We start from the raw sequence: 21,295 nt of genomic DNA, 5'->3' as shown, positions 1-21,295 counted from the left end.
AACCAAGTAAGTGTTGTTTTTCTACAGCTAGAGGGCGCGCGCATCGAGTCGTCCGCCTCCATCCCCGAGCAGACCGCCGACTCCCATGCCGGCGATCACATCGCTATCCACGCCGAACCCAGCGAAGAGCCGCTCCAATATCAGATCAACTCCATTACGCAGGGGGCTACGTGCACAACCCGGCAACCCAATGACAGCCCGCCTGCGCAACCAACCGAGGCACAGGAGATTGCCGGGATCGACCGGCATTCCCACCCGCTCCACGCGCCCGCCCGCTTGTCGAATGGCCGCGGGGACCACATCTTCGCGGTCGGCCGTCGCCGATGCCGCCATGATCAGCACAAGATCCGCCTCCGAAGAGTCCGCGAGCAAATTGGTTAGAGCCGCTTCATCATGATCGCAGATCCACACATGATTCAAATGTCCGCCAAGCCTCTCGACTCGCTGCCTTATAACGGTTTCGGTCTTGGCGAGAAGCTTGAGGCTTACGCTGCCTAGACTGGTTTGCACGAGATTGACCGAGAGGGGCCCGAATGCAGCTATACGGACCTTGCAACCATCCGCGACTTGCCCCGCTGAGACAAGTTCGGCTCGGGGCACCGCATAGGGAATTATCTTGACGGTGCCTACCACGTCGCCCGCGCGCACCGGCGTCATCGGCGCGACGGCGGCGAATGTGATCGCCTCCGTTGCCCGATTGAGCTTGCCTATGCCGTCGGGTGCATAAACGAGAAGGCCGTTCGTCTCGGCGATCAGATCAGCCCGCCCATGGACGGGAGGTTCGGCGCGGACATGATCTCCGGCCAGCCTCTGCGCAATCGCCATCGCGACATCATTTTCACCAATATCGTCCGTATCGAGCCGAGCAACGGTGAGCGCTTCCAATCCCGCATGCCGGACCGCCGCCAGATCATCGCAATCGAGCACGCGCCCTTTTGGCAAGCGGCGTCCCGGAATCGAGAGGCTATGGGCCAGGATCGCACCCTCGGCCTCTTCCAGCGATACCCGTCCAAACCTCACTTCGAGCTCCGCAAGACTGTCGTCATCTCGGCCAGGATGGAAACGGCGATCTCGGCTGGTCCCGCCGCACCGATTGGGAGCCCTGCCGGCCCATGGATGCGGGCGAGCTCCTTATCCGTGAAGCCGGCGGCGCCGAGCCGCTCGAGCCGGGCAGCATGTGTTTTTCGTGATCCCAATGCGCCGATATAGAAGGCCGGCGAGTTCAGAGCGCGCGCCAGCGCCGGATCATCAAGCTTTGGATCATGCGTCAAACTGACTACCGCGGAGCCGCCGTCCGGGCGCCAACGATCAAGCGCTTCGTCGGGCCAATTCTCGTCTACAGGTTGATCAAATCGGGCAGCCGCCGCGAACATGCCGCGCGGATCGATAACGGTTGTCTCATAGCCCGCAAGGCGCGCCATCGGGACGAGCAGCTGGGCGATATGAACCGCCCCCACGATCGCGAGACGACGGCGCGGAGGATAGAGATTGAAGAACCATTCCTTCAGAGGGGCCGCATTCTCGCGGGTCGCACCGCTTGTCAGATCCGTCGCCAGACCCAGCGGCAAACCCTGCGCCCGTGCATCAACGATACGCTCGATCAGCGCAGGCGGAAAATGTGCCCCATCGACGGTCTGTAACAGGATGGAGATTCGGCCGCCGCAAGCAAGTCCCACCTCCCAGGCCTGCGCGTCAGCCACGCCATAATCCAGGCGACGAAAGCCGCCCCCTGCCGCAATCAATTCGAGAGCCTGAACGATGACGTCGCCTTCGACACAACCGCCGCTGACGGAGCCTTCGAAAATTCCGTCGTCGCGGATCACCAGATGGGATCCCGCCCGCCGAGGCGCCGACCCCCAGGTCTCGATCACTGTGGCAAGCGCGACATGACGGCCCGCCGCAAGCCATAGCGCCGCGGCATCTATCACGACATCCAGGTCATCCGCTGCCTCAGCCATGATCCCATTCTGATCCAAAAAATGCTGAACTTAAAGGATTACGGCCGGAGCGTCCGAAAAATCGGATGCTCCGGCCGTATCCATTCAATGCACCACCGGCTTCATGCCGGCAGAGGAGGGGAGATCCCAGGCCAATCTCGACAGACCAACCCAAGATCCTCCGATCAGCTTTAGAAACGGAAGCTGGTCTTTACTCCGTAGGTGCGTGGCATGGCCGCATACCGAACCGCCGTATCGTACAGGAACGCTACGTTGTTCCAGTAATATTCGTTGGTCAGATTCTTCACCCAGAACTGGACCTGCCATGCATTGTCCGCATCCTGAAGTGCAATGCGAGCATCAACGGTGGTAAACGGCTTGATGTAGGTTACCGCCTTCGTCACCGCATCATGACCGACCGCAGCCTGCGTGCTGCTGTTATAGGTCAGGCTGGCACCCAAATTCACTGCCAGGCTGGCGCCAAGCGGAACGGTATAGTCGGCGTTTGCACTCGCATTCCATTTCGGAGCGAATGGCACCCGGTCGCCGGCAAAGTCAGTAAATACCCCGTCGGAATTCAGACCGGAGTATTTTTTGATCTTCGCGTCGACATAGGTCACCGCGCCACTGAGGTTGAGGCCATCGACCGGCCGCCATACGATGGCCAGCTCACCGCCCTTGACGGTGGACTTAGGCACGTTGTCGAGTGCGAACACGGTGCCGAAAGGCGGCTGATCGAAGAAGCCCATCCGCTGCTTGTTGCGGTAGTCATAGTAGAAGCCAGCACCGGTGAGCAGCACCGAGCGGTCGAACAGCTCCTGCTTGAAACCCGCTTCGTAGGCAATGACCGATTCCTGAACGACCGGACGATATTGACTGACAGTCGCCGCCCCAATCGTTGGGAAGCTGCCTGCCTTATAGCCCTTGGTCACGTTCGCGTAAAATAGCGAACCAGCCACCGGCTTGAAGTCGACGCCAACCTTCCAGGACAGATTATCCTCATTGAGGTTGGTATCGCCGAGGATGCTCTCAAAGGCATCCGGCCGTTGCCCATTCTCTACACCGATAAGTGGATTGCCGTTGGCATCCGTCAGCGGGTCGATCGCACTGGTGCAGTCACCCGGCTGCAGGGGGGTCGATGCTCCCAGGCCCACCAGGGATCTGGCGAACGTGTGGATAATGTCGAACAGCCTGCGCTGGGCGTCGTCGCCATGTATCGGGTCGAAATTATTATCAAAGGTACAGCCGACGAAATGGCGCTTGCTGTTCGTATAGCGAAGGCCACCCTTCACCGTGATGGTGTCTGTCACATCGAAATCGACGTTTCCAAAGAACGCATAATTTTCGATCGTCTGCCGGCTGAAATCCGATGATCTGGAAAATGGCACCGGCAGCAAAGTGCTCGTCCCGTCTATCTGAGAGAAATTCGAGACGATGCTATCTCCATAGGAAAGCTTGCTTAGCTCATAGACTTTGCTGTGCTGATAATTAGCACCGACGGTGACCCGCATGCGCGATGCGGCGTCGTTCGACAGGCGCAATTCCTGGTTGAAGTCACGAATATATCCGTCGTTGGCGACATAATCATAGTCTTGCACCGCAGTGCCGTCATCCGCCGCCCGGCTATTACGCTTATAGTCCGAATAAGAAGTGATCGAGGTCAGGGTCAGATTATCGGTCACGTCATAGTCGGTACGCAGCGCGGCATTATACATTCTGTCGTCACGGAAAGGTTCAGCATCCGCGGACCAATCGGCGGCGCGCGCCTTGCGCGGCGCATATGGCGTCACCAATGTACCCGTTTCGAAATTATAAAGCTGAGGGCTCAAAAATTGCTCCTGCCCCGCCGTGGCAGGACGCAGGAAGATGTACTGCCCGATCTGCGGCTCGCTGCCGTCATGCCAACCACTCAGGCTGGCCATGAAACTGAGTCTATCGGTGGGCTTCCAGTCTAGAGTGATACGGCCAGCGAATTCCCGCCGCTTCCCGAACTCGTCACCTGGACGAGAGAAGTAATTTTTCTGCCACGATCCCGCATAAGTGCTGCGGCCAGCGAGCCGTATATTGAGCGTGTCGGTCACAGGTCCACTGATGAAAGCTTCGCCTTCAACCGTGCTAAATCGTCCATAGCCAAGGCTGAACCCGCTCGTCAGAGTGTCGGTCGGCTTGTTGGCGATGTAGTTGATCGCGCCGCCGGTGGAATTCTGGCCGAACAGAATGCCCTGCGGACCTTTCAGTACCTCAACACGCTCCATGTCCAAACCGACCCCGATGCCGGGCAGCGCGGAGAAGCTGAGAGGCGCCTGGTCGACATAAACGCTAACCGCAGGCGATGCCGCCAGAGCGGTATCGAAATAGCCGACGCCACGCAGCGTGAACACCGGGGTGCCGAATGCCGACCGCGCATAGGTCAGACCCGGGACGGCCTTGGTCAAATCCTGGACGCTGCTGATACCCTGCTTGACGAGCTGATCGCCACTGACCGCCGCAATCGTGAGGCCGACCTTGTTGATCGATTCAGCGCGCTTGCTGGCGGTGACGATGATCTCGCCGGCACCCAGACTTTCACTCTGCGGCGCTTCGGCGGCTGCGGATTGGGCAGCAGGCTGCTCCGCCGGAGCCTCGCTCTGGGCGAATGCGGGCGAACAGAAGCAAAGAAGCGCGACGCCCGATGCGTATAAGTTAATGCCGTGCCGTTTCGTTGTGCTTTCTGGTCTGACAATCATAACCATCCCTCCCTAGATATGACCGAAGTATCGTTTCGCGCTCTTAAACATTTTTTCTTCGGTCGCGTTGAAAAACTATCCGTGTCTCCTGCCCACTTCACTCCGGTGTCAGGACAATTATTTCGTTTCTATTCGGCAGACTGCCGCTCCAACAGCAGCATCATCACCTTCAGAAACCAATATTTCAATGAGAGTTCCATCGCACGGGGCTTCCACCTCGGACGTCACCTTTTCGGTTTCCACCTCATAAAGGATGTCACCGAGAGCAAAGTCTGCGCCCAGCTGTACGTGCCAGCGAGCGATCGTGCCTTCTTCCATGTTCATGCCAAACATCGGCAACTTAAGCGACATCTTCATGCAACGTCTCCATCGCGTACAGCCGCGCGGATCGCAGCCTCAACCATAGCCTCATCAGGGATCACCGCATTTTCGAGATGGGGCGCGAACGGGATCGCCACATCCTGCACGGTGACCCGGCGCACGGGACCACGCAACGAAGCAAAACCCTGTTCGGCGACGATAGCGGCAATTTCACTTGCGGCGCTGCATGTAGCACGCGCCTCATCGAGGATTACTAGGCGCCCGGTCTTGCGAACCGAGGCCAGGATCAGCTCCTTATCGAGCGGGAAGAGCGTCATCGGATCGACAACTTCGACCTCGATCCCCTCTTCGGACAATGTCGCCGCTGCGCGCATTGCATGACGCACCATCACACCGATCGCGACCACCGTGACATCGCGACCCTCGCGCTTCACCGATCCCTTGCCGAGCGGCACGACATGATCGCCATCGGGCACTTCTCCTTGCTCGCCGCCGCGGCGGGTGGGCAGCAGGAAGAGGACCGGATTATCCTCACGGATGCTGGCCTTCATCAAACCCTTGGCGTCGGCTGGCGTGCTGGGGATCACGACCTTGATGCCGCCAAGGTTCATAACGCCTGGATAGGGTGCATCGGAATGCTGGGCGCCAGATGAGCGGCCGGCACCTGTAGATGCCAGGTAAACGAGCGGCAGCTTGAGCTGGCCCGCCGTCATATAGCGAAGCTTGGCGGCCTGGTTCGCGATGGAGTCAAAGCCGGTATAAAGGAAGTTGCCATACATCATGTGGCAGATCGGGCGATAGCCGGCCGCTGCCATCCCAACCGCCATACCGGTCATGACAACCTCGGAGATTGGCGTGTTGATCACCCGCTTGCCCCCGAACTTGTCGAAGAGGCCGCGTGTATCGCCGAACAAGCCGATCCTGACATCCTCGCCATAGAGGATCACACGATCGTCGCGCTCCATTTCTTCATGAAGCGCTTCGTTGACAGCATGGATGAGGCGCCGCTTAGCCATTGGCGAACATATCCTCAAAAGCACGGGAGACAGGGGGAAGAGGATCATTCAAAGCATCGGTGATGGCGCTTTCGGTAACGCCCTCGACCCTGGCCCGGATAGCGGCCACGTCCTTTTCCAGATCCTCGGAGACGAGAAATTCTTCCAGCCGGCTAATCGGATCGCGCTGCTTCCAGCTCTCGACTTCTTCCTGGGTGCGATAAGGCGCTGCAAGGAAGCTTTCTTCGGATTCGACATGAGTCCGCCAGCGATAGGTACGAGCCTCGATGAGCGTGGCCCCTTCGCCTGAGCGCGCCCGCGCAACCGCCTCGCCAACGACCCGCCATACGGCGTGGACGTCATTGCCGTCGACCAGCGCGCCGGGCATGCCAAACGGTTCGGCGCGGCGCCAGATATCGCCAGCGTTCACCGTCTCATAAGGGGAGAATTGAGAAAATCCGTTATTCTCGCAGACCAGCAACAGTGGAAGCTTCCACAGGGCGGCGATGTTCAGCGCCTCGGAAATGACGCCCTGGCTGGACGCACCGTCACCGAAAAACACCACGGCAACCCGGCCCTCGCCGTCAAGCTGCGCGCCGAGTGCCGCACCGACCGCGAGCCCTACGCCACCGCCGACAATGCCGTTGGCGCCCAATATGCCCTTCGAGACGTCGGCAACATGCATCGAGCCGCCCTTGCCGTGGCAAATGCCGGTCTCTTTGCCCATGAGCTCCGCCGCCATAGCGCGCGGATCTCCGCCCTTCGCCAGGAAGTGACCGTGCCCGCGATGAGTGCTGGCAACCCAGTCGCTGTCGTCAAGATGTGCGCAGACGCCGGTGGCCACCGCTTCCTGGCCAATATAAAGATGCACATTGCCAGGAAGTTCGCCGGCTTTCCCGAGGTCACCAAGCCGCTCCTCCATCCTGCGGATAAGCAGCATGCGCTCAAAAAGCCGTAATGACCGTTGAAGGTCCGGACCATTCATAAGGACGCCTCCGTGGGCTGAGCCTGCGCAACCAGGCGATCACGCAGGATATTCTTCTGGACTTTGCCCGAAGCCGTGCGCGGAAACGCGTCGACCATCTCCACGCGCTCCGGCCATTTCTGTCGCGCTAGCCCTTGCTCCCCGAGGAAGCTGCCAATGTCGGCGACGGAAACGGGCGCATCCGCAATCACATAGGCGCAGACCCCTTCACCCAGCCTTTCATGCGGCATCGCCACCACTGCGACGTCGGTGATTGCAGGATAGCGATGCAGCGCATCTTCGATTTCCTGAGGGCTGATATTCTCGCCCCCGCGCACGATAACATCCTTTTTACGGCCGCTCACCGCCAGGAAATCGCCAAATTCGATCCGTCCGAGATCACCCGTGCGGAAGAAGCCGTCCTGATCGAACGCATCGTCCGTCAGCGCTTGATCGGTATAGCCCAGCATCACCTCCGGGCCGCGAACAAGGATCTCTCCTTCCGCCCCCTCGCCCAGCAACGCTCCCGTCGCTTCGTCGATGATCCGCACTTCATTGTTGACGATGCGCCCGTCCGTGGTCGCGCCAAGCTCAAGCTCTTCGACGCCCCGGACACCCAGCGTGACCGTTGGCGCCTCGCTGCTTCCGAAGGCGCGCGATATGGCGCACCCCGGGATCGCCTGCGCCGCCCGGCGCACAAGTTCCGGCGCAACCGGCGCCCCGCCGCAGATAAACAAACGCATCGTGGGGAGCAGAGCCCCGGCCGACACGACCGTATCCGTAAGTTCCCTGAGGAAGGGAGTTGCGCCAACGCTCATCGTTACGCCGTGCCGCTTGATCAGCTCGACCGCCTCAGAGGCGTCCCATCGCTCCATCAACACCGCGGCACAGCCGGTGACGAAACCCATTTCGAGCGCGTAAAGATAGCCGGTTATATGCGTAACCGGCGAGGGCATCAGCACCACATCGCTCGCACCAAGGCCCCAATAGTCCCGAGCGGCAAGGAGCTCGGCCATTAAGCTATTGTGGCTGTGCAGAACGCCCTTGGGATGGCTTGTCGTGCCCGATGTATAGAGCAGCAGCTTGACGGCATTGGGATCGGGATGGCCGCTTGCCACGTCAGGCGCGTTTGAAGCGAGAAGCTCCTCATAACCAAGACAGCCCTCCGCCTCACCCCGGACGGTAACGATGGTGGCAAGATCGGGAAGGCCCGCCTGAAGCGCGCGCGCCATATTGACATAATCGAAGCCACGGAAGCTCGTCGGCACGAACAGAATCTTAGCACGGCCGTCGCGCAGGATGTAGCCGACCTCCGCCTCGCGATAGATTGGGATGATGGGATTGCAGACAAAGCCGCCGATACAACAAGCCAGGTTGATTACCGCGGTTTCGAGCCAGTTGGGAAGCTGGAAGCTTACCACATCGCCCGGAACTAGGCCACGCGTGGCAAGTACCGCAGCAATCTTTCTTGCCTTGGTAACAAGATTACCCAGATAAAGCGAGCGATCGCCCTCAATAAATGCGAGCATGTCAGGCTTTTCGATCACCAGACGCGCAGCGATATCGGCGATCGACTCATTCCGCCATGCGCCTGAAGCTGTGTAGTTGTCGATCATCGCGTCGTTCAGACGGGTGATCCAACCGCTCACGTCCTTTCGCACGTCTATCCCCTCACTCGCGAAACACACCGACCACGAGCTTTCCCGATTCGTCTTCCGTACATGGGAAACTAGCCTGCCAACCCGCTCACGCAGGCCCCTGGCAGCATCCGATCCATCCGTTCAGCATTTCCGGCCGGATGGCCCCAACTTGCACGGCGCTTATCGTCTCTGCGTCTGTTTGAAACTTTAGGTCACCGTTTGGGCATTTGTCAATAGCCCTATGCGCCACAAACATCGCCAAAAAGAAGCTACGTAACGACCAATTCCCAACTCCTGCCCGCCGGCCACAATGCTGCAAGCGCACATGCAACAACTCACAGAGTAAGGACCTCTTCCAGCGGCGGCGCGTATTCAGCGCGCACCGCCGTCAGCTGGAGCGAAGCATCCGCCTATGCACTTGACCAGCCGGTCATTTTTTAGCATTCACGACCATTGGCATCGGCGCCAAGGCGCTTGGTTATGAAAGAAGGGAATGAGGTGACGACCCCGCGTAAGAAAACGCAGACCGACACTCCGCGGTTGCCGCGCGCCGAACGCGAGCGGCTTATCGTGGAAGGCGCCGTGCAATTCTTCGCGGAAGTAGGGTTTGGTGGTGACACACGCGAGCTAGCGAAGCGGCTGAACATCACGCACCCTTTGTTATTTCGCTATTTTGCCAGCAAGAACGCACTGATTGAACGCGTGTATCAGGAAGTATTCATCGGCCGGTGGAATCCATACTGGGAAATTGTAATCAGCAACCGCAATGTTCCGTTGCGAGAGCGGCTGGTAAATGTATACCAGGCGCTCGCCCAGACAGTGCTTAATTATGACTGGGTCCGCCTATTCATGTTCGCAGGTCTTAAGGGATCCGACATAAACGGTCGCTGGTATTCTTTCATGCAAGAACATCTCGTCAGGCCGGTTTGCGCCGAATTTCGTCACGATCTTGGCCTGCCTACGATTGAAGAGATGCCTCTCACACAGAACGAATCCGAACTCGTGCTTGGCGTCAATTCGCGCATCTTTTATCTCGGCGTCCGGAAATTCATATATGGGGTCGACACGCCTGAAAACGTCGATGCCTGGGTAGAGATGGAAATTATTCTGTTTCTGGATGGGGTCGTCAACATTTATCCCGGGCTGGTGGCTCCTCCCCAGCGCCGCGTCCGCAAGCCACGACTGGCCAGGGCCACCAAAAAAAGGCCTTCTCCCCTTGATGTAGCGTCGATAGGCTGAACCCGGCAAAACTTCCTGCTTTCAAATAAGTTAACGGCACGGCCTCGGCCCCATTGGGCCGAGGCCCATGCATATCGGGTGCCAAGCTCTGGAGGCGCAGAGAAGCTATCTTGACACGTTACCAGTTGGTCACTTAGTTAGGGCAATGATAGCGATGAGGATGGGCGCCACGGCGCGACCGTCCGGCCGCGGCTCTAATTAAGCGAGGGAGGGCAAGGGTAATGGTGCAGAGGCTCGACGTAGAGTTCCAGTCCGAAGGTGATACTGTTCGGGGTTGGCTCTACACACCCGACGAAGGCGGGCGTCGGCCCACTGTCGTGCTCGCTGGCGGCTGGTGCTATGTGCGTGAGGTCACGATGCCGACCTATGCGCAGAAGTTCGCTGAAAATGGCTTTAACGCGCTCATCATCGACTATCGCAACCTCGGGGTCAGTGGCGGCGACAATCGCCAGCATCTGGATCCCTGGGCGCAGATCCGGGATTATCAGAACGCCATCAGCTTCCTCGAGCGCCACCCTGCGGTCGACCCCGACAAGATCGGGGCCTGGGGCATTTCCTATTCCGGCGGCCATGTCATCATCCTTGCAGCGATCGACGAGCGGGTGAAAACGGTCATCAGCCATGTTCCCGTTATCGACGGATATGAGAATATGCGTCGTATCCATGGCGTAAACGGCTGGCGCCAACTTCTGAAGCTGATCGCCGATGATCGCGCGCTACGTTATGAAAAGCCCGGTGAGCAACTCTATTTGCCGCACGCCACCATTGATTACGTCAATGACATTCCTTGCTGGCCGGTGCCGGAAGCGGAAATTGTCTTTAACGAGATCAAGAAAAATGACGCGCCGCTCTATCAGAACAAGAGCACTGTCGAATCGGTCGAATTGCTCCTAAATTACAATGTGAACAGCTTTGTTGGTCGCGTCATCAACACACCTGTCATGATGGTGGTTGCCGAAGGGGACGATATTACCCTATGGGATCTTGAAATCGATACGTTCAATGCCATTCCTTGCCCCCGCAAGGAACTTGTGGTGTTGCCGCACACGACCCACATAACGCTCTATTCCGACAAGGCGAGAGGCATGATGGCCGCCGAGGCGGGACTGAGGTGGCTCAACGAGACGCTCCGCTAAGGCGAACGCTTTTCACGGCCGCCTGCGGGGTAGCCAAAGAGATATCCTCTGCGGAAAACAGGACCGGTGATCATGTCCGAAGTATATCCTCTCCAGGACCGTATCGCATTGGTGACCGGCGCATCGAGCGGTCTTGGGCGCCATTTCGGACTGCTGCTCGCGGCGAACGGCGCACATGTCGCCCTCGCGGCGCGCAGCATCGACCGGGTCGCGGACACGGCAAAGGCGATTACCGACCAAGGCGGCAAAGCACTTGCCGTAGCGCTCGATGTTACCGATCGGGCCAGCGTTGATGCGGCCGTCGCACGGATCGAGGACGAGCTCGGCCCGATCCAGATCCTTGTCAACAATGCCGGCGTCGCGGCGACCGCGCCTTTTCTCGATATGACGGAACAAGATTGGGCACAGGTTCTCGATACCAACCTGACCGGCGTCTGGCGCGTCGGCCAGGCCGTTGCCCGCCGCATGGCCCCTCTTGGGCGAGGCAGCATTATCAACATAAGCTCAATGGCTCTGTTGCAAAGATTGGCGGCAGTCAGAGGTAGGCTGTCGCTCTGCGCCGATCAGGCGGCTGCTGCGAAATGGTGGTTGAGCATGCCCATGGCCTCCGTCAGCGCCGAGGGCCCAATGCCAAAAGCTCTCTCCACAAGGCGCACCTCGCCCCTGATGCCGGGCTGCAGGCACCAGGGGCGAGCCTGTCCTTTGCGCAGGGCTCGCATGACTTCGAATCCCTTGATCGTGGCATAGGCCGTGGGGATCGATTTGAAACCGCGCACCGGCTTGATCAGTATCTTGAGCTTTCCGTGATCGGCCTCGATCACGTTATTGAGATACTTCACCTGCCGGTGGGCCGTCTCCCGGTCCAGCTTTCCTTCGCGCTTCAATTCGGTGATCGCTGCACCATAGCTCGGCGCTTTGTCGGTATTGAGCGTGGCAGGCTTTTCCCAGTGCTTCAGGCCTCGCAGGGCCTTGCCCAGGAACCGCTTCGCTGCCTTGGCGCTGCGGGTCGGCGACAGGTAGAAATCGATCGTGTCGCCCCGCTTGTCGACTGCCCGGTACAGGTAGGTCCACTTGCCCCGCACCTTGACGTAGGTTTCATCCAGGCGCCAGCTCGGATCAAAGCCACGCCGCCAGAACCAGCGCAGCCGCTTCTCCATCTCCGGGGCGTAGCACTGGACCCAGCGATAGATCGTCGTATGGTCGACCGAAATGCCGCGTTCCGCCAGCATTTCCTCAAGGTCGCGATAGCTGATCGGATAGCGACAATACCAGCGCACCGCCCACAGGATCACATCACCCTGGAAATGGCGCCACTTGAAATCCGTCATCGTTCCGTCCGTCCAATCTCCGCCAAGCATGCTCAAGCTTCACGATTTTTGCAACAGAGCCCCAGCACTTGCTCGGTGCGCCCCAGCGTCGGCTCGTAATCGGGAATCTCGATATTCTCGCGCGCGGCGGTCAGCCCCTCGATCGCGGCGCGCAGCAACGCCACCTCGCCATGCACCGACGCCAACCGATCCTCGACCCGCGCGAACGCCAGCGCCGGATCGTCAGCGTCGCCAAAACTATCATCCTCTTCCCGCATCGCCGCCTCCGTCCGTCTATATTTGACAATTTTTCACAACATCCAACGAAATCAAATGATAAGGCGGCGCGCGACCCGAAAGTCTCAATAGCGACTCTCTTGAGACTTACTGGCCTGCCAGTCGTGGGACTGGCAGGCCATTTTTCCGGTCGGCCAATTACCGGCTAAGGCCACGATCGCGGCCAATCCCAAGTTCGTGCGTCAACTGGTGGCTAAGGTCGCGCCCGCGCCCCATGCCCATCTCAAGCCCCAGCTCGCGCTCACGGCCGCGCAGGATCGATTCCACCTGGGGATCGCGCTCAAGGCTTTTCGCCATGCCCGCCATTTCCTTGCCCGCCTTCTCGCGGCCCGTCATGTCGCCGGCGCGATAAAGCCGGTCACGGTCCTGGGAGAGCTGTTGCCAGCGTTCCACGAACCGATCGGCGCGCAAGTTCGGATCGGCCCGCACCTTGGCCTCCTGCGCCATCGCATCCATCATCGGGCCGCTGCGCCCCGCCGCCGCCTCATGGAGCAAGCCGGGTTCGCGCTGGAACGCCGATGCCATATCGCGCGAAGCCCCCGCCCTGATCTGGTCCAGCGCCTCGGTCGCGCGCTCGAGCGCGACCTTCTGATGCTCCAATACCGGCCCGCCCGATGCGCGGGCCTGCAACACCGCCTCGGCCGAACGCGAGGCCCGCTCGACCGCGCGCCGGAAATCATGGGTAAGGCCCTGCTCGGCACGCGCCGGGGCTTCCTTCGCCGGCGTCGGCGTGCGCGACGACAGTTTCAGCCCATCGAACATGCCCCGCTTGGGAGCCGCTTTTTCCTTCGCGCCCTGCGCTGGCTCGGCCGCCTTCGCCGGCTCGGCCGACAGCTTCAAGCCGTCGAACATGCCGCGCCGCGGCTGTCGCTCGGCCGCGGCCTTCGCATCCCCTGCGCCGCGGCCCTCGCCGATCTCGCGTGGGCGTGGATCTCCGCCCATCTGGCGCATGGTGCCAGCACGCGGGCCAAGAAGCTCCACACCCTTGCGCTCGGGCGCATCCGGCAATCGGATCTCGCCCGACAGACCGCGCCGATCGGCGAACGATTGCGCCTCGGCGTCGCGGTCCCGATACATGGGATAATCCGACGCCATATCCTTCGCCCGCTCGCGCGACAGCGTGCGGACAAGCCGCCGATCGTCGGCGAAGTCGTCGCGGCCATAGTGGAGCTGCACGCCCTCACGGTGCCGCGACAGCGCCACATAGGCCGCATGGCGGTCCATCCCCGGCGTCGCCAGCACATGCCCCTGATCGACCGTCACGCCCTGCGATTTGTGGATGGTCGCGGCATAGCCATGATCGACATGGGCATAGTCCTTGAGGTCGAACGCCACCTGTCGGCCATCATCGAGCCGCACCGCCATGCTGTCGGGCGACACGCGCTCGACCTTCCCCAGCGTGCCGTTCTTCACGCCTAGCCCGCGCTCGTTTTTCAGGAACATGATGCGGTCGCCGGTCGCGAACTCGCGCGCGCCCCGCTCGGCCGAAATCCGCACGTCCTGCCCCAGCTCGCCGGCTTCGCGCAGCCGATCGCGCGCGGCCTGGTTCAAATCACGAACCTCGGCATTGGTGTGGGTGAGGATGATCCGCGTCTTTTCGGGATCGGCAAGCCGCTGCGCGTCCCATGTGTCGATCAGCTCGGCCCGCGCAGCCTCGCGCGTCTCGGCCGCGTGGACCATGCCATGCTCGGCATAGGCATGGATCGCCTCGCCGGTCCTGCCCGTCGCCAGCGCCCGCGTGGCGTCCTTCTGCCAGTCCTCATGCTGCCGGCGAACCTCGCTGATCTCGGCCGCGCCGTGGCGCTCGGCAAGGGACCGGAACGCCGCCCCGGCCTCGATCGCCTGCAACTGCTCGGGATCGCCGACAAGGACCACCTTCGCGCCGGCCCTTTCGGCCTCGGACAATACGCGCTCCATCTGGCGCGTGCCGATCATGCCCGCCTCGTCGATCACCAGCACGTCGCGCGGGCCTAGCAGCTCGCGGCCCTGGTCCCACTGATATTCCATGCTCGCGATCGTGCGGGACTGGATGCCGGAACCGCCCTCAAGCCCCTCGGCCGCGATGCCGGACAAGGCCGCGCCGCGCACCTGATAGCCGGCGCGCTCCCATTCGTCGCGCGCCACGCCCAACATGGTCGATTTGCCGGTGCCGGCATAGCCGACGACGATTGCCAGGTCGTTCTTGCCGGTGATATGCGCCAGGGCGTCCTTTTGCTGGCTTCCCAGCGCAAGGCTTCCACTCTCGGCGGTGTCTCGCCCCCCCATTTGAGACGCCGCCGAGAGACCATGCCCCGCCCGATCCGCAAGCCGATCGCCGGCCTGGCTCAACCGCTGCTCGGTGTCGATCATGTCGCGCGACGTGAACCGATCCTCGCCGCGCCCGTCCTTCCCCAGCGCCACCAGCTCGGGCGAGGTCCGCACCGCGCTCATCACCTGGTCGAACTGATCCTTGCCGTCGCTGTGCCGGAACGCGAACTGCGCCAGGTCGCGCCGCGTGAACGTCGCCTGCTGGCGCGTGATCGCGTCCAGCGCGATCTCGGGCCGCGCAATGATCTTCTCGCCATTTTCGCGCGCGATCCGGGCATGGTCCTCGACCCGCTCGGCCTCAAGCCCTTGTTCGGGCATCCGCGATGCAGCCGGCCCGATCTTGTGTTGCGGCTCAAGGTCGATCCCCTGCGCCGCCAACGTGCGATGGTCGATCCGCGCGTCAATATCCAGCTCGGCAAGGCGCTGGTTCACATGGTCGGCCCACGCCTCGCGCCACTCCTTCAGGAGCGCCGTGCTGTTCCACTCGACTACCTTCTTGCCGAAGCCGTCCGGGCTGATTTCACGCATCGACAACATGACATGCGCGTGCGGCTTGGGCTGGCCGTCCTTGCCCATGTCCCAATGCACATTGAGGTCGGCCACCATGCCGCGTTCGACGAACTGCTTTTCGACGAACTCGCGGGCGAGCTGGACGCCCTGCTGCTGGTTCAGCTCGCGCGGAATCGAGAACTCGACTTCGCGGGCAAGTTGCGCGTCCTTGCGCTTCTCGCCGGCCTCCACCTCGTTCCACAAGGTCGCGCGATCGTTTAAACGCTCCGGCGCACCTTCGGGCAGCATGATTTCCGAATGGACGACGCCGGCCTTGTTCGAGAAATCATGATCGCGCCCGAGTCGGTCATCGTGCAGCCGCTCCGCCGCACGATAGGCCGCGCTCGCAACGGCGCTCGATCCACTGGATCGGCCAATGACTTTCGCGGAGAAATGGTAGATTGCCATGACGATACGAAACTTACCTTTCTTAGCGCAGGTCGGCAACGACCTATAAGCGCGCACTCACCACTCACTGCCGTTCGCGTGATTGACTTCACCGTATTTCTGTTCGGAACCGCTGTCCTGCCAGCGCGATCATGCTACTGTGCGGCTTCTGTTCGACGGGCGCGAGGGAGAGAATGATGCGAAAGACGCGCGACTATGACGCCGAATTGCGGGCACTGAGCGACAAGGCCAAGTCTATCAAGGCGAAGAAGATACAGCAACTCGGCGAGCTGGTGACGGGGACCGGGGCCGATGCGCTCGATCTGGACACGCTCGCCGGTGCGCTGCTCGCCGCCGTGGAATCGGCCGACGCGGAGGAAAGGGAGGCGTGGCGCTCGCGGGGCGCGGCCTTCTTTCAAGGACGCGGGCGCAAGGCTGGGCGACGCGCTGGCGGCAACGGCGAAGGCGGAAACCAAGCTGGCGCAGGCGAGGCACAGGGTTGAAGCCGCCAAGCGCCGCACCGATACGAGAGGATGGGTCGTGCAGCGTCGCGAACGCACCCGCCATCTCATAGAGCTGGGCGGCCTCGTCCAGAAAGCCGGGCTCGTCGAACTGACCGACGACGATCGAGCAACGCTCTATGGCGCGATGCTCGATCTGGCCGCCCGCGCGCAAGGCGATGGCAACGCCCTCGCGCTCTGGAAGCGGCGCGGCAAACGGGCCTTCGACGCGGAAGCGGAAGGACAGGACAACGCGGAAGGAAACGCCCATGACTGACACGTCGCGCCTCTCCTGGCAGCTCCTGATGGTCGGACCGGGAATCGACCGGATCACCCCCGACATTCAGGACAAGCTCGCCTCGCTGCTCGATCTGCTTCCCGCCACCGCGACCATCAATGTCCAGACCGATGCCGGCTATGTCACCGTCTCGCGCGACTGGCCCAGTCACCGCATGGAAACCGTCGATAGCCTGGTGGACGAAATCGCCGCCGCTCCGGGCATCACCCATATCGCGCTGCCGGCAAGCGAAGGACAGGAACCGTGACGCGCGCCCTCGACATCGGGGCGATCCGCGCCCAGGTCCGCGCGCTCGATTATGTGCGCGGCACCCCCGCCGAAGTCGCGATGTGGCGCGAAGGCGATGCCGAAGCCCGCGCCAATCTCGCGATCGAAGGCATGGACCTCGACGCCGACGAACACGCCCTGTTCGACATGCTGCGCGCGGAAGCTGTCCCCCCTCCCCTCGCCACCGCGATCGTCCTCAAGCTGCTCGATCATCCCGACGCGGACCCGGCGCTGGCGATCACGCCGGCAACGATCGGATGACGATGCGGGCCGATCTCGATCATCTTCCCGCCGCCAAGCGCCGCGAACTGGAACGGGTCGCCCGCGTCCTGTTCGATGAATTTGAGGATGCCGTCAAAACCAAGCTCTCCGACAAACGCAAGGGCGGCCGCATCCTCAAGCTGATCCTGTTCGGCTCCTACGCGCGCGGCGATTGGGTCGAGGATCGCGCCAGCGGCTACATCTCCGACTATGACCTTCTCGTCGTCGTCAACTCCGAGACCTTCACCGATCTGCAAACATGGTGGGCGGTCGCCGACGATCATCTGGTGCGCGAGCTGACCGTCACCCGCCATCTCTCAACGCCGGTCAATTTCATCGTCCATTCCCTGATGGACGTAAATGACCAGCTCGCGCGCGGCCGTCCCTTCTTTGCCGACATAGCCCGCGATGGCATTGCCCTCTACGAAGCGCCGGGACAGGGCCTCGCCATGCCGCGCCAGCTCGACGCGCAGGAACGCCACGCCGAAGCCCTGCGCCATCGCGACCATTGGTTCCCGCTCGCCGCGCACGCGCTCAAGCTCGCCCAGGACAGCATCGCCGACGGCGTGCCGCGCGATGCGGCGTTCATGCTGCACCAGGCCGTCGAGCGGGCTTACAATGCCGTGCTGCTCGTCCTGACGCTCTACGCGCCCAAATCGCACCGTCTCGGCATCCTGCGCTCGCTCGCCGAAAATCTAGACCCCCGGCTGATCGAAGCATGGCCGCGCGATACTCGCGCGGCCCGCCGCCATTTCGCACAGTTGCAGCGCGCCTATGTCGAGGCCCGCTATTCCCACGCCTATGAAATCACCCCCGACGAACTGGCCTGGCTCGTCGAGCGCGTGAGGCATTTCCACACGATCGCCGCCGCGATCTGCGCCGAACATCTCGCCACGATCGACACCAAAAACGACCCAGGAGGATTGCCATGAAACCAGCCCTGTTCCTCACGCCCCTGCTCGGCCTCGCCGCCTGCACCCCCGCTGCGCCCGACCCTCGCGGTGTCGATCGCGACGAAACCGTGCTGACCGTCACCGGCACGGGGCGCGCCGAAGCCACCCCCGATCAGGCGTTGTTCACTGCCGGCCTGTCGAGCATCGCCGCCGACGCGCAGGCCGCCAGCGCCCGCAACGCGGAAACCATGAACAAGATCACCGCCGCGCTCGCCAGGCTCGACATTCCGGCGCGGGATATTCAGACCCGCAACCTCTCGGTCAACCGGATCGACTATGGCGCGAACAAGGGCCGCTATGAGGCCAGCAACAGCGTCGCCGTGCGGGTCCGCGACAACAAACGGGTGAGCGAAGCTCTCGCCGCCGTCACCGCTGCCGGGGCCAACATCGTCTCCGGCCCCAATCTCTCGGTCGCCGATCCCGAAAAGGCCAACCTCGGCGCTTATGGCACCGCCTACAAGGCCGCGCGCGCCAAGGCCGATGCCTATGCCGCCGCCGCCAACCTGCGCGTTACGCGCGTGCTGGCGATCAGCGATGGCGGCCAGGGCGGCTATATGCCGCAAATGGCCGACATGGAGGCCCGCATCGCCGCTCCCCCGACAGTCGTGCCACAGGCAGCGCCCCCGGTGATGGCGGGGACCAACATGAACATCGTGACCGTGCGGGTGGATTTCGCCCTGGCGGCGAAGTGATCCGGCATGGAATGGTTCCGCCAGCTCGGCCGCGCGATCCGCAACCTCGCCCGCCTCGCGCGCGAGCAACCGATTTGGGCGATCACGGCGCTGACCCTTAGCCCGCTCGCGCTCATCCGCCATCTGTTTCGCACCGCGATCCTGTTCCTGATCGTCGGCATCGTCCTGGCCGGCGGGATGCAATTCGTCCTCGCCTCCCTGCTCGGCCTGGCTCGCGATTCCAATCTCTACCAGCTCGGCATGATGCTGACGTTCCTCGTCATCATCCTGGTCACGCTGCGCGCCCTCTTCCAACCGCTGATCCTGCGCTATGGTGGCCCTGCCGGCGACGATACCCACGGCTCGGCCCGCTTCGCCACCGATCGCGAGACGCGCCCCCTCGCCCAAAATGGCGACGGCCTGCTGATCGGCCGCGACCGCAAATCGGGCAAGCCGCTGCGCTATGCCGGCCCCGCCCATCTGCTGACGATCGCGCCGACGCGCACCGGCAAGGGCGTGGGCACCATCATCCCCAACCTGCTCGACTATCCCGGCCCGGTCGTCTGCATCGACCCCAAGGGCGAGAACGCGCGTATCACCGCCCACTATCGCGCACGCTTCGGCCCGGTCCATGTCCTCGATCCCTTCGGCGTAACGGGCATGGTCGGGGCCGCGTTCAATCCATTGGATCGTATCGACCCTGCCGGCCTCGATCTCGCCGACGACTGCATGACGCTGGCCGACGCACTGGTCTATGACGCCCCCGGCGAAGCGGGCGAGGCGCATTGGAACGAGGAAGCCAAGGCGTTGATCGCCGGCCTGATCCTGCATATCGTTTGCCAGGAGCCGGCGGGCACACGAACCCTTGCCACGCTGCGCGACCGGCTCACCCTCGCTCCGCAAGCCTTCGCCGCCCAGCTCGAAGCCATGCAGGCGCAAGGCGGCCTCACCGCCCGCGCCGCCAATCGCCACCTCGGCAAGTCCGATCGCGAAGCCGCTGGCGTGCTGTCGGCCGCGCAGCGCCATACCCATTTTCTCGACAGCCCGCGCATGACGGCGGTGCTGGGGCACTCGGATTTCACGTTCGCCGATGTGAAGGCGCAGCCTACCAGCGTCTATCTGGTGCTGCCGCCCGATCGGCTCGCCACCTATGCGCGCTGGCTGCGCCTGATGCTCGCGCAAGGGCTGACCGATCTCGCGCGCGCGCCGGCCTCCCCTGCCCGCTCCGTCCTGTTCCTGCTCGATGAGTTCGCCGCCCTCGGCCGCCTCGAACCCGTCGAGCGCGCTATGGGCCTCATGGCCGGCTACGGCATCCAGCTCTGGCCGATCCTGCAAGACGTTCACCAGCTCCGCGCGCTCTACGAGCGCCGCGCCGGCACCTTCCTGTCGAACGCCGGCGTCTTGCAGATATTCGGCGTCAACGATCACGACAGCGCCAAGCTCGTCTCCGATCTGCTCGGCCAGGAAACGGTCGTGTTCGAGAGCATGAGCCGCGCGATCGACGCGGAAGAGACCGGCATATCGTTCGGATCGCAGCATGTCGGCCGCCCCTTGCTCACGCCCGATGAGGTCCGCACGCTGCGCGAGGATTTGCAGCTCCTGTTCCTCGCGGGGCAACGGCCGATCGTCGCCGCCAAGCTACGCTATTTCGCCGATCGCGAGTTCGCGGGGAAGTTCGACAAGGTGTAGAGCGTTTAAACCGTCTCAAACACAAGGTATTTCGACCATGCCTAATGAACGATTTGAGGAATTTGCCGATCGATTCATGAAAAGCATCGGCGAGCCGGGCTGTGACCTACAAGCATTGGTCGATGAGCTGATAGAACTGCACGCTGTCGAGCGCGACGAATTTAACCGTGTCCGCCTGATAAGTATGCACATTGCGTTGACCAACATCGCTGCCGAAGGCTTGGCCAAGGCACAAGCCCCAGGCTCTCAGATCATCGGCTTTCTGGCCGATAACCTTTCGACTTACCATCTCATGCTCCGCCAGGAGAGTTTGGTTGACGGGCAGATCGACAAGGCCGTGCTTTTGCGCGTGACCGAACGCGAAATCACCGCTGGCCGCATGAAGGGCAACGATCCTCTCCGGGCATTTGCCGAAGGCGGCGAGTATATTCGCGACAATCCGATGGAGGGCCTTTTCCACGCTGATCCATCGGCCGACGACAAACCCGTCCTGAATTGAAGCGATAGCACCACGCGCCACAGGGCGCGAATGTATAGGCGTATACAAATATACAAGTTCGCCGTCTGTTCGGCCTGGGCGTTGTTTAGCGGACTTTCCGCGCCCTCCCCTGCCGGTTCTTAGCGTAGGATTCCGCCCTCTCCCGCAACGATGATCGGGCCAGGTTCGCGAAATCGTTGTCTGGCGCACAAATCTTGAAGCTCGCCGCGCCGATCGCGGCCGCTCGGACCCGATGTTGCCGTTTTTCAGCCCTAGCGTCCATAAAACGCACTTCCGTGTCGTCGCGCGCGATCGTGCGAGGATCTAGCTTCCAAAAAATCGGCCGCCTAGGAAGCCCGTAGAGCGGCATCGG

General features: G+C 62.0%; 19 protein-coding genes and 2 pseudogenes. 11 read left to right on the top strand and 10 right to left on the bottom strand.

Going from position 1 to position 21,295, the window contains the following annotated elements; genetic code table 11:
* Positions 1–27 precede the first annotated feature (27 nt).
* The 7 genes from CVO77_RS20510 to CVO77_RS20480 all read right to left on the bottom strand — a co-directional run bounded on the left by CVO77_RS20510 (position 28) and on the right by CVO77_RS20480 (position 8,592).
* Positions 28–1,020: a molybdopterin-binding protein gene (locus tag CVO77_RS20510; RefSeq protein WP_007682023.1), complete on the bottom strand. Its 993-nt coding sequence runs from the start codon at positions 1,018–1,020 to the stop codon at positions 28–30.
* On the bottom strand, positions 1,017–1,958 hold the full coding sequence (locus CVO77_RS20505) for an XdhC family protein (protein WP_007682022.1): 942 nt from the start codon (positions 1,956–1,958) through the stop codon (positions 1,017–1,019). Before CVO77_RS20505 ends, CVO77_RS20510 begins: the two co-directional genes overlap by 4 nt.
* A 170-nt stretch (positions 1,959–2,128) precedes the next feature.
* A complete protein-coding gene (locus tag CVO77_RS20500; protein WP_242446216.1) occupies positions 2,129–4,669 on the bottom strand; it encodes a TonB-dependent receptor in 2,541 nt (846 codons plus the stop codon).
* A 111-nt stretch (positions 4,670–4,780) separates the two neighbouring features.
* On the bottom strand, positions 4,781–5,020 hold the full coding sequence (locus CVO77_RS20495) for a lipoyl domain-containing protein (protein ID WP_007682525.1): 240 nt from the start codon (positions 5,018–5,020) through the stop codon (positions 4,781–4,783).
* Positions 5,017–6,000, bottom strand: coding sequence for an alpha-ketoacid dehydrogenase subunit beta (locus CVO77_RS20490; protein ID WP_013040175.1), 984 nt, complete (start codon positions 5,998–6,000; stop codon positions 5,017–5,019). Before CVO77_RS20490 ends, CVO77_RS20495 begins: the two co-directional genes overlap by 4 nt.
* Positions 5,993–6,964 (bottom strand): thiamine pyrophosphate-dependent dehydrogenase E1 component subunit alpha, encoded by a 972-nt coding sequence (locus CVO77_RS20485; protein WP_013040176.1) that lies wholly within the window; start codon positions 6,962–6,964, stop codon positions 5,993–5,995. Before CVO77_RS20485 ends, CVO77_RS20490 begins: the two co-directional genes overlap by 8 nt.
* Positions 6,961–8,592, bottom strand: coding sequence for an AMP-binding protein (locus CVO77_RS20480; RefSeq protein WP_020818092.1), 1,632 nt, complete (start codon positions 8,590–8,592; stop codon positions 6,961–6,963). The genes CVO77_RS20485 and CVO77_RS20480 overlap by 4 nt, the downstream gene beginning before the upstream one ends.
* A gap of 471 nt (positions 8,593–9,063) precedes the next feature.
* Here CVO77_RS20480 and CVO77_RS20475 point away from each other — a divergent pair, with 471 nt between their 5' ends.
* The 3 genes and pseudogenes from CVO77_RS20475 to CVO77_RS20465 all read left to right on the top strand — a co-directional run.
* Complete coding sequence (locus CVO77_RS20475) at positions 9,064–9,822, top strand: TetR/AcrR family transcriptional regulator (RefSeq protein ID WP_007686274.1); 759 nt, start codon at positions 9,064–9,066, stop codon at positions 9,820–9,822.
* Between the two features lie 221 nt (positions 9,823–10,043).
* The gene (locus CVO77_RS20470; RefSeq protein WP_013040178.1) at positions 10,044–10,958 is read left to right on the top strand and encodes an alpha/beta hydrolase; all 915 of its coding nucleotides are present in this window, start codon (positions 10,044–10,046) and stop codon (positions 10,956–10,958) included.
* A 72-nt stretch (positions 10,959–11,030) separates the two neighbouring features.
* A pseudogene (locus CVO77_RS20465) lies at positions 11,031–11,426 on the top strand (SDR family NAD(P)-dependent oxidoreductase); the annotation flags it as partial.
* A 95-nt stretch (positions 11,427–11,521) separates the two neighbouring features.
* On the opposite strand, the gene CVO77_RS20460 reads toward CVO77_RS20465, so the two are convergent.
* From CVO77_RS20460 to traA, 3 genes and pseudogenes are all read right to left on the bottom strand, one after another.
* Positions 11,522–12,286 (bottom strand): IS6-like element IS6100 family transposase, encoded by a 765-nt coding sequence (locus CVO77_RS20460; protein WP_001389365.1) that lies wholly within the window; start codon positions 12,284–12,286, stop codon positions 11,522–11,524.
* 56 nt (positions 12,287–12,342) lie between these two features.
* Positions 12,343–12,543 (bottom strand): annotated as a pseudogene (locus CVO77_RS20450) (DUF6118 family protein); the annotation flags it as partial.
* Positions 12,544–12,700: 157 nt separating this feature from the next.
* Positions 12,701–15,826: a Ti-type conjugative transfer relaxase TraA gene (traA, locus tag CVO77_RS20445; RefSeq protein ID WP_013038673.1), complete on the bottom strand. Its 3,126-nt coding sequence runs from the start codon at positions 15,824–15,826 to the stop codon at positions 12,701–12,703.
* A gap of 176 nt (positions 15,827–16,002) precedes the next feature.
* Here traA and CVO77_RS20440 point away from each other — a divergent pair, with 176 nt between their 5' ends.
* From CVO77_RS20440 to CVO77_RS20405, 8 genes are read left to right on the top strand one after another with little or no spacing between them, the layout of a single operon-like run.
* The gene (locus tag CVO77_RS20440; protein ID WP_013038674.1) at positions 16,003–16,308 is read left to right on the top strand and encodes a conjugal transfer protein TraD; all 306 of its coding nucleotides are present in this window, start codon (positions 16,003–16,005) and stop codon (positions 16,306–16,308) included.
* A gap of 37 nt (positions 16,309–16,345) precedes the next feature.
* Positions 16,346–16,582, top strand: coding sequence for a conjugal transfer protein TraD (locus tag CVO77_RS20435; protein ID WP_013038675.1), 237 nt, complete (start codon positions 16,346–16,348; stop codon positions 16,580–16,582).
* Complete coding sequence (locus CVO77_RS20430) at positions 16,575–16,850, top strand: hypothetical protein (RefSeq protein WP_013038676.1); 276 nt, start codon at positions 16,575–16,577, stop codon at positions 16,848–16,850. Before CVO77_RS20435 ends, CVO77_RS20430 begins: the two co-directional genes overlap by 8 nt.
* A complete protein-coding gene (locus CVO77_RS20425) occupies positions 16,847–17,131 on the top strand; it encodes a hypothetical protein (RefSeq protein ID WP_013038677.1) in 285 nt (94 codons plus the stop codon). Before CVO77_RS20430 ends, CVO77_RS20425 begins: the two co-directional genes overlap by 4 nt.
* The gene (locus CVO77_RS20420) at positions 17,128–18,063 is read left to right on the top strand and encodes a HEPN domain-containing protein (protein WP_013038678.1); all 936 of its coding nucleotides are present in this window, start codon (positions 17,128–17,130) and stop codon (positions 18,061–18,063) included. Before CVO77_RS20425 ends, CVO77_RS20420 begins: the two co-directional genes overlap by 4 nt.
* The gene (locus CVO77_RS20415) at positions 18,060–18,776 is read left to right on the top strand and encodes an SIMPL domain-containing protein (RefSeq protein ID WP_013038679.1); all 717 of its coding nucleotides are present in this window, start codon (positions 18,060–18,062) and stop codon (positions 18,774–18,776) included. The genes CVO77_RS20420 and CVO77_RS20415 overlap by 4 nt, the downstream gene beginning before the upstream one ends.
* A gap of 6 nt (positions 18,777–18,782) precedes the next feature.
* Positions 18,783–20,444, top strand: a complete 1,662-nt coding sequence (locus CVO77_RS20410) for a type IV secretory system conjugative DNA transfer family protein (RefSeq protein ID WP_013038680.1) — start codon at positions 18,783–18,785, stop codon at positions 20,442–20,444.
* Positions 20,445–20,481: 37 nt separating this feature from the next.
* Positions 20,482–20,943, top strand: a complete 462-nt coding sequence (locus CVO77_RS20405) for a hypothetical protein (protein WP_013038681.1) — start codon at positions 20,482–20,484, stop codon at positions 20,941–20,943.
* The last annotated feature ends 352 nt before the right edge of the window (positions 20,944–21,295 follow it).

The organism is Sphingopyxis lindanitolerans, from assembly GCF_002993885.1.
Classification (GTDB): domain Bacteria; phylum Pseudomonadota; class Alphaproteobacteria; order Sphingomonadales; family Sphingomonadaceae; genus Sphingopyxis; species Sphingopyxis lindanitolerans.
The sequence above is the reverse complement of the archived record's forward strand: the minus strand, read 5'-3'. Positions and strand labels throughout refer to the sequence as shown.

Bases quoted from the DNA above. Each gene is read 5' to 3' on its own strand.
- CVO77_RS20505 (WP_007682022.1), bottom strand. From the start codon at position 1,958: ATGGCTGAGGCAGCGGATGACCTGGATGTCGTGATAGATGCCGCGGCG.
- CVO77_RS20500 (WP_242446216.1), bottom strand. From the start codon at position 4,669: ATGGTTATGATTGTCAGACCAGAAAGCACAACGAAACGGCACGGCATT.
- CVO77_RS20495 (WP_007682525.1), bottom strand. From the start codon at position 5,020: ATGAAGATGTCGCTTAAGTTGCCGATGTTTGGCATGAACATGGAAGAA.
- CVO77_RS20490 (WP_013040175.1), bottom strand. From the start codon at position 6,000: ATGGCTAAGCGGCGCCTCATCCATGCTGTCAACGAAGCGCTTCATGAA.
- CVO77_RS20485 (WP_013040176.1), bottom strand. From the start codon at position 6,964: ATGAATGGTCCGGACCTTCAACGGTCATTACGGCTTTTTGAGCGCATG.
- CVO77_RS20475 (WP_007686274.1), top strand. From the start codon at position 9,064: ATGAAAGAAGGGAATGAGGTGACGACCCCGCGTAAGAAAACGCAGACC.
- CVO77_RS20470 (WP_013040178.1), top strand. From the start codon at position 10,044: ATGGTGCAGAGGCTCGACGTAGAGTTCCAGTCCGAAGGTGATACTGTT.
- CVO77_RS20460 (WP_001389365.1), bottom strand. From the start codon at position 12,286: ATGACGGATTTCAAGTGGCGCCATTTCCAGGGTGATGTGATCCTGTGG.
- traA (WP_013038673.1), bottom strand. From the start codon at position 15,826: ATGGCAATCTACCATTTCTCCGCGAAAGTCATTGGCCGATCCAGTGGA.
- CVO77_RS20440 (WP_013038674.1), top strand. From the start codon at position 16,003: ATGCGAAAGACGCGCGACTATGACGCCGAATTGCGGGCACTGAGCGAC.
- CVO77_RS20430 (WP_013038676.1), top strand. From the start codon at position 16,575: ATGACTGACACGTCGCGCCTCTCCTGGCAGCTCCTGATGGTCGGACCG.
- CVO77_RS20420 (WP_013038678.1), top strand. From the start codon at position 17,128: ATGACGATGCGGGCCGATCTCGATCATCTTCCCGCCGCCAAGCGCCGC.
- CVO77_RS20415 (WP_013038679.1), top strand. From the start codon at position 18,060: ATGAAACCAGCCCTGTTCCTCACGCCCCTGCTCGGCCTCGCCGCCTGC.
- CVO77_RS20410 (WP_013038680.1), top strand. From the start codon at position 18,783: ATGGAATGGTTCCGCCAGCTCGGCCGCGCGATCCGCAACCTCGCCCGC.
- CVO77_RS20405 (WP_013038681.1), top strand. From the start codon at position 20,482: ATGCCTAATGAACGATTTGAGGAATTTGCCGATCGATTCATGAAAAGC.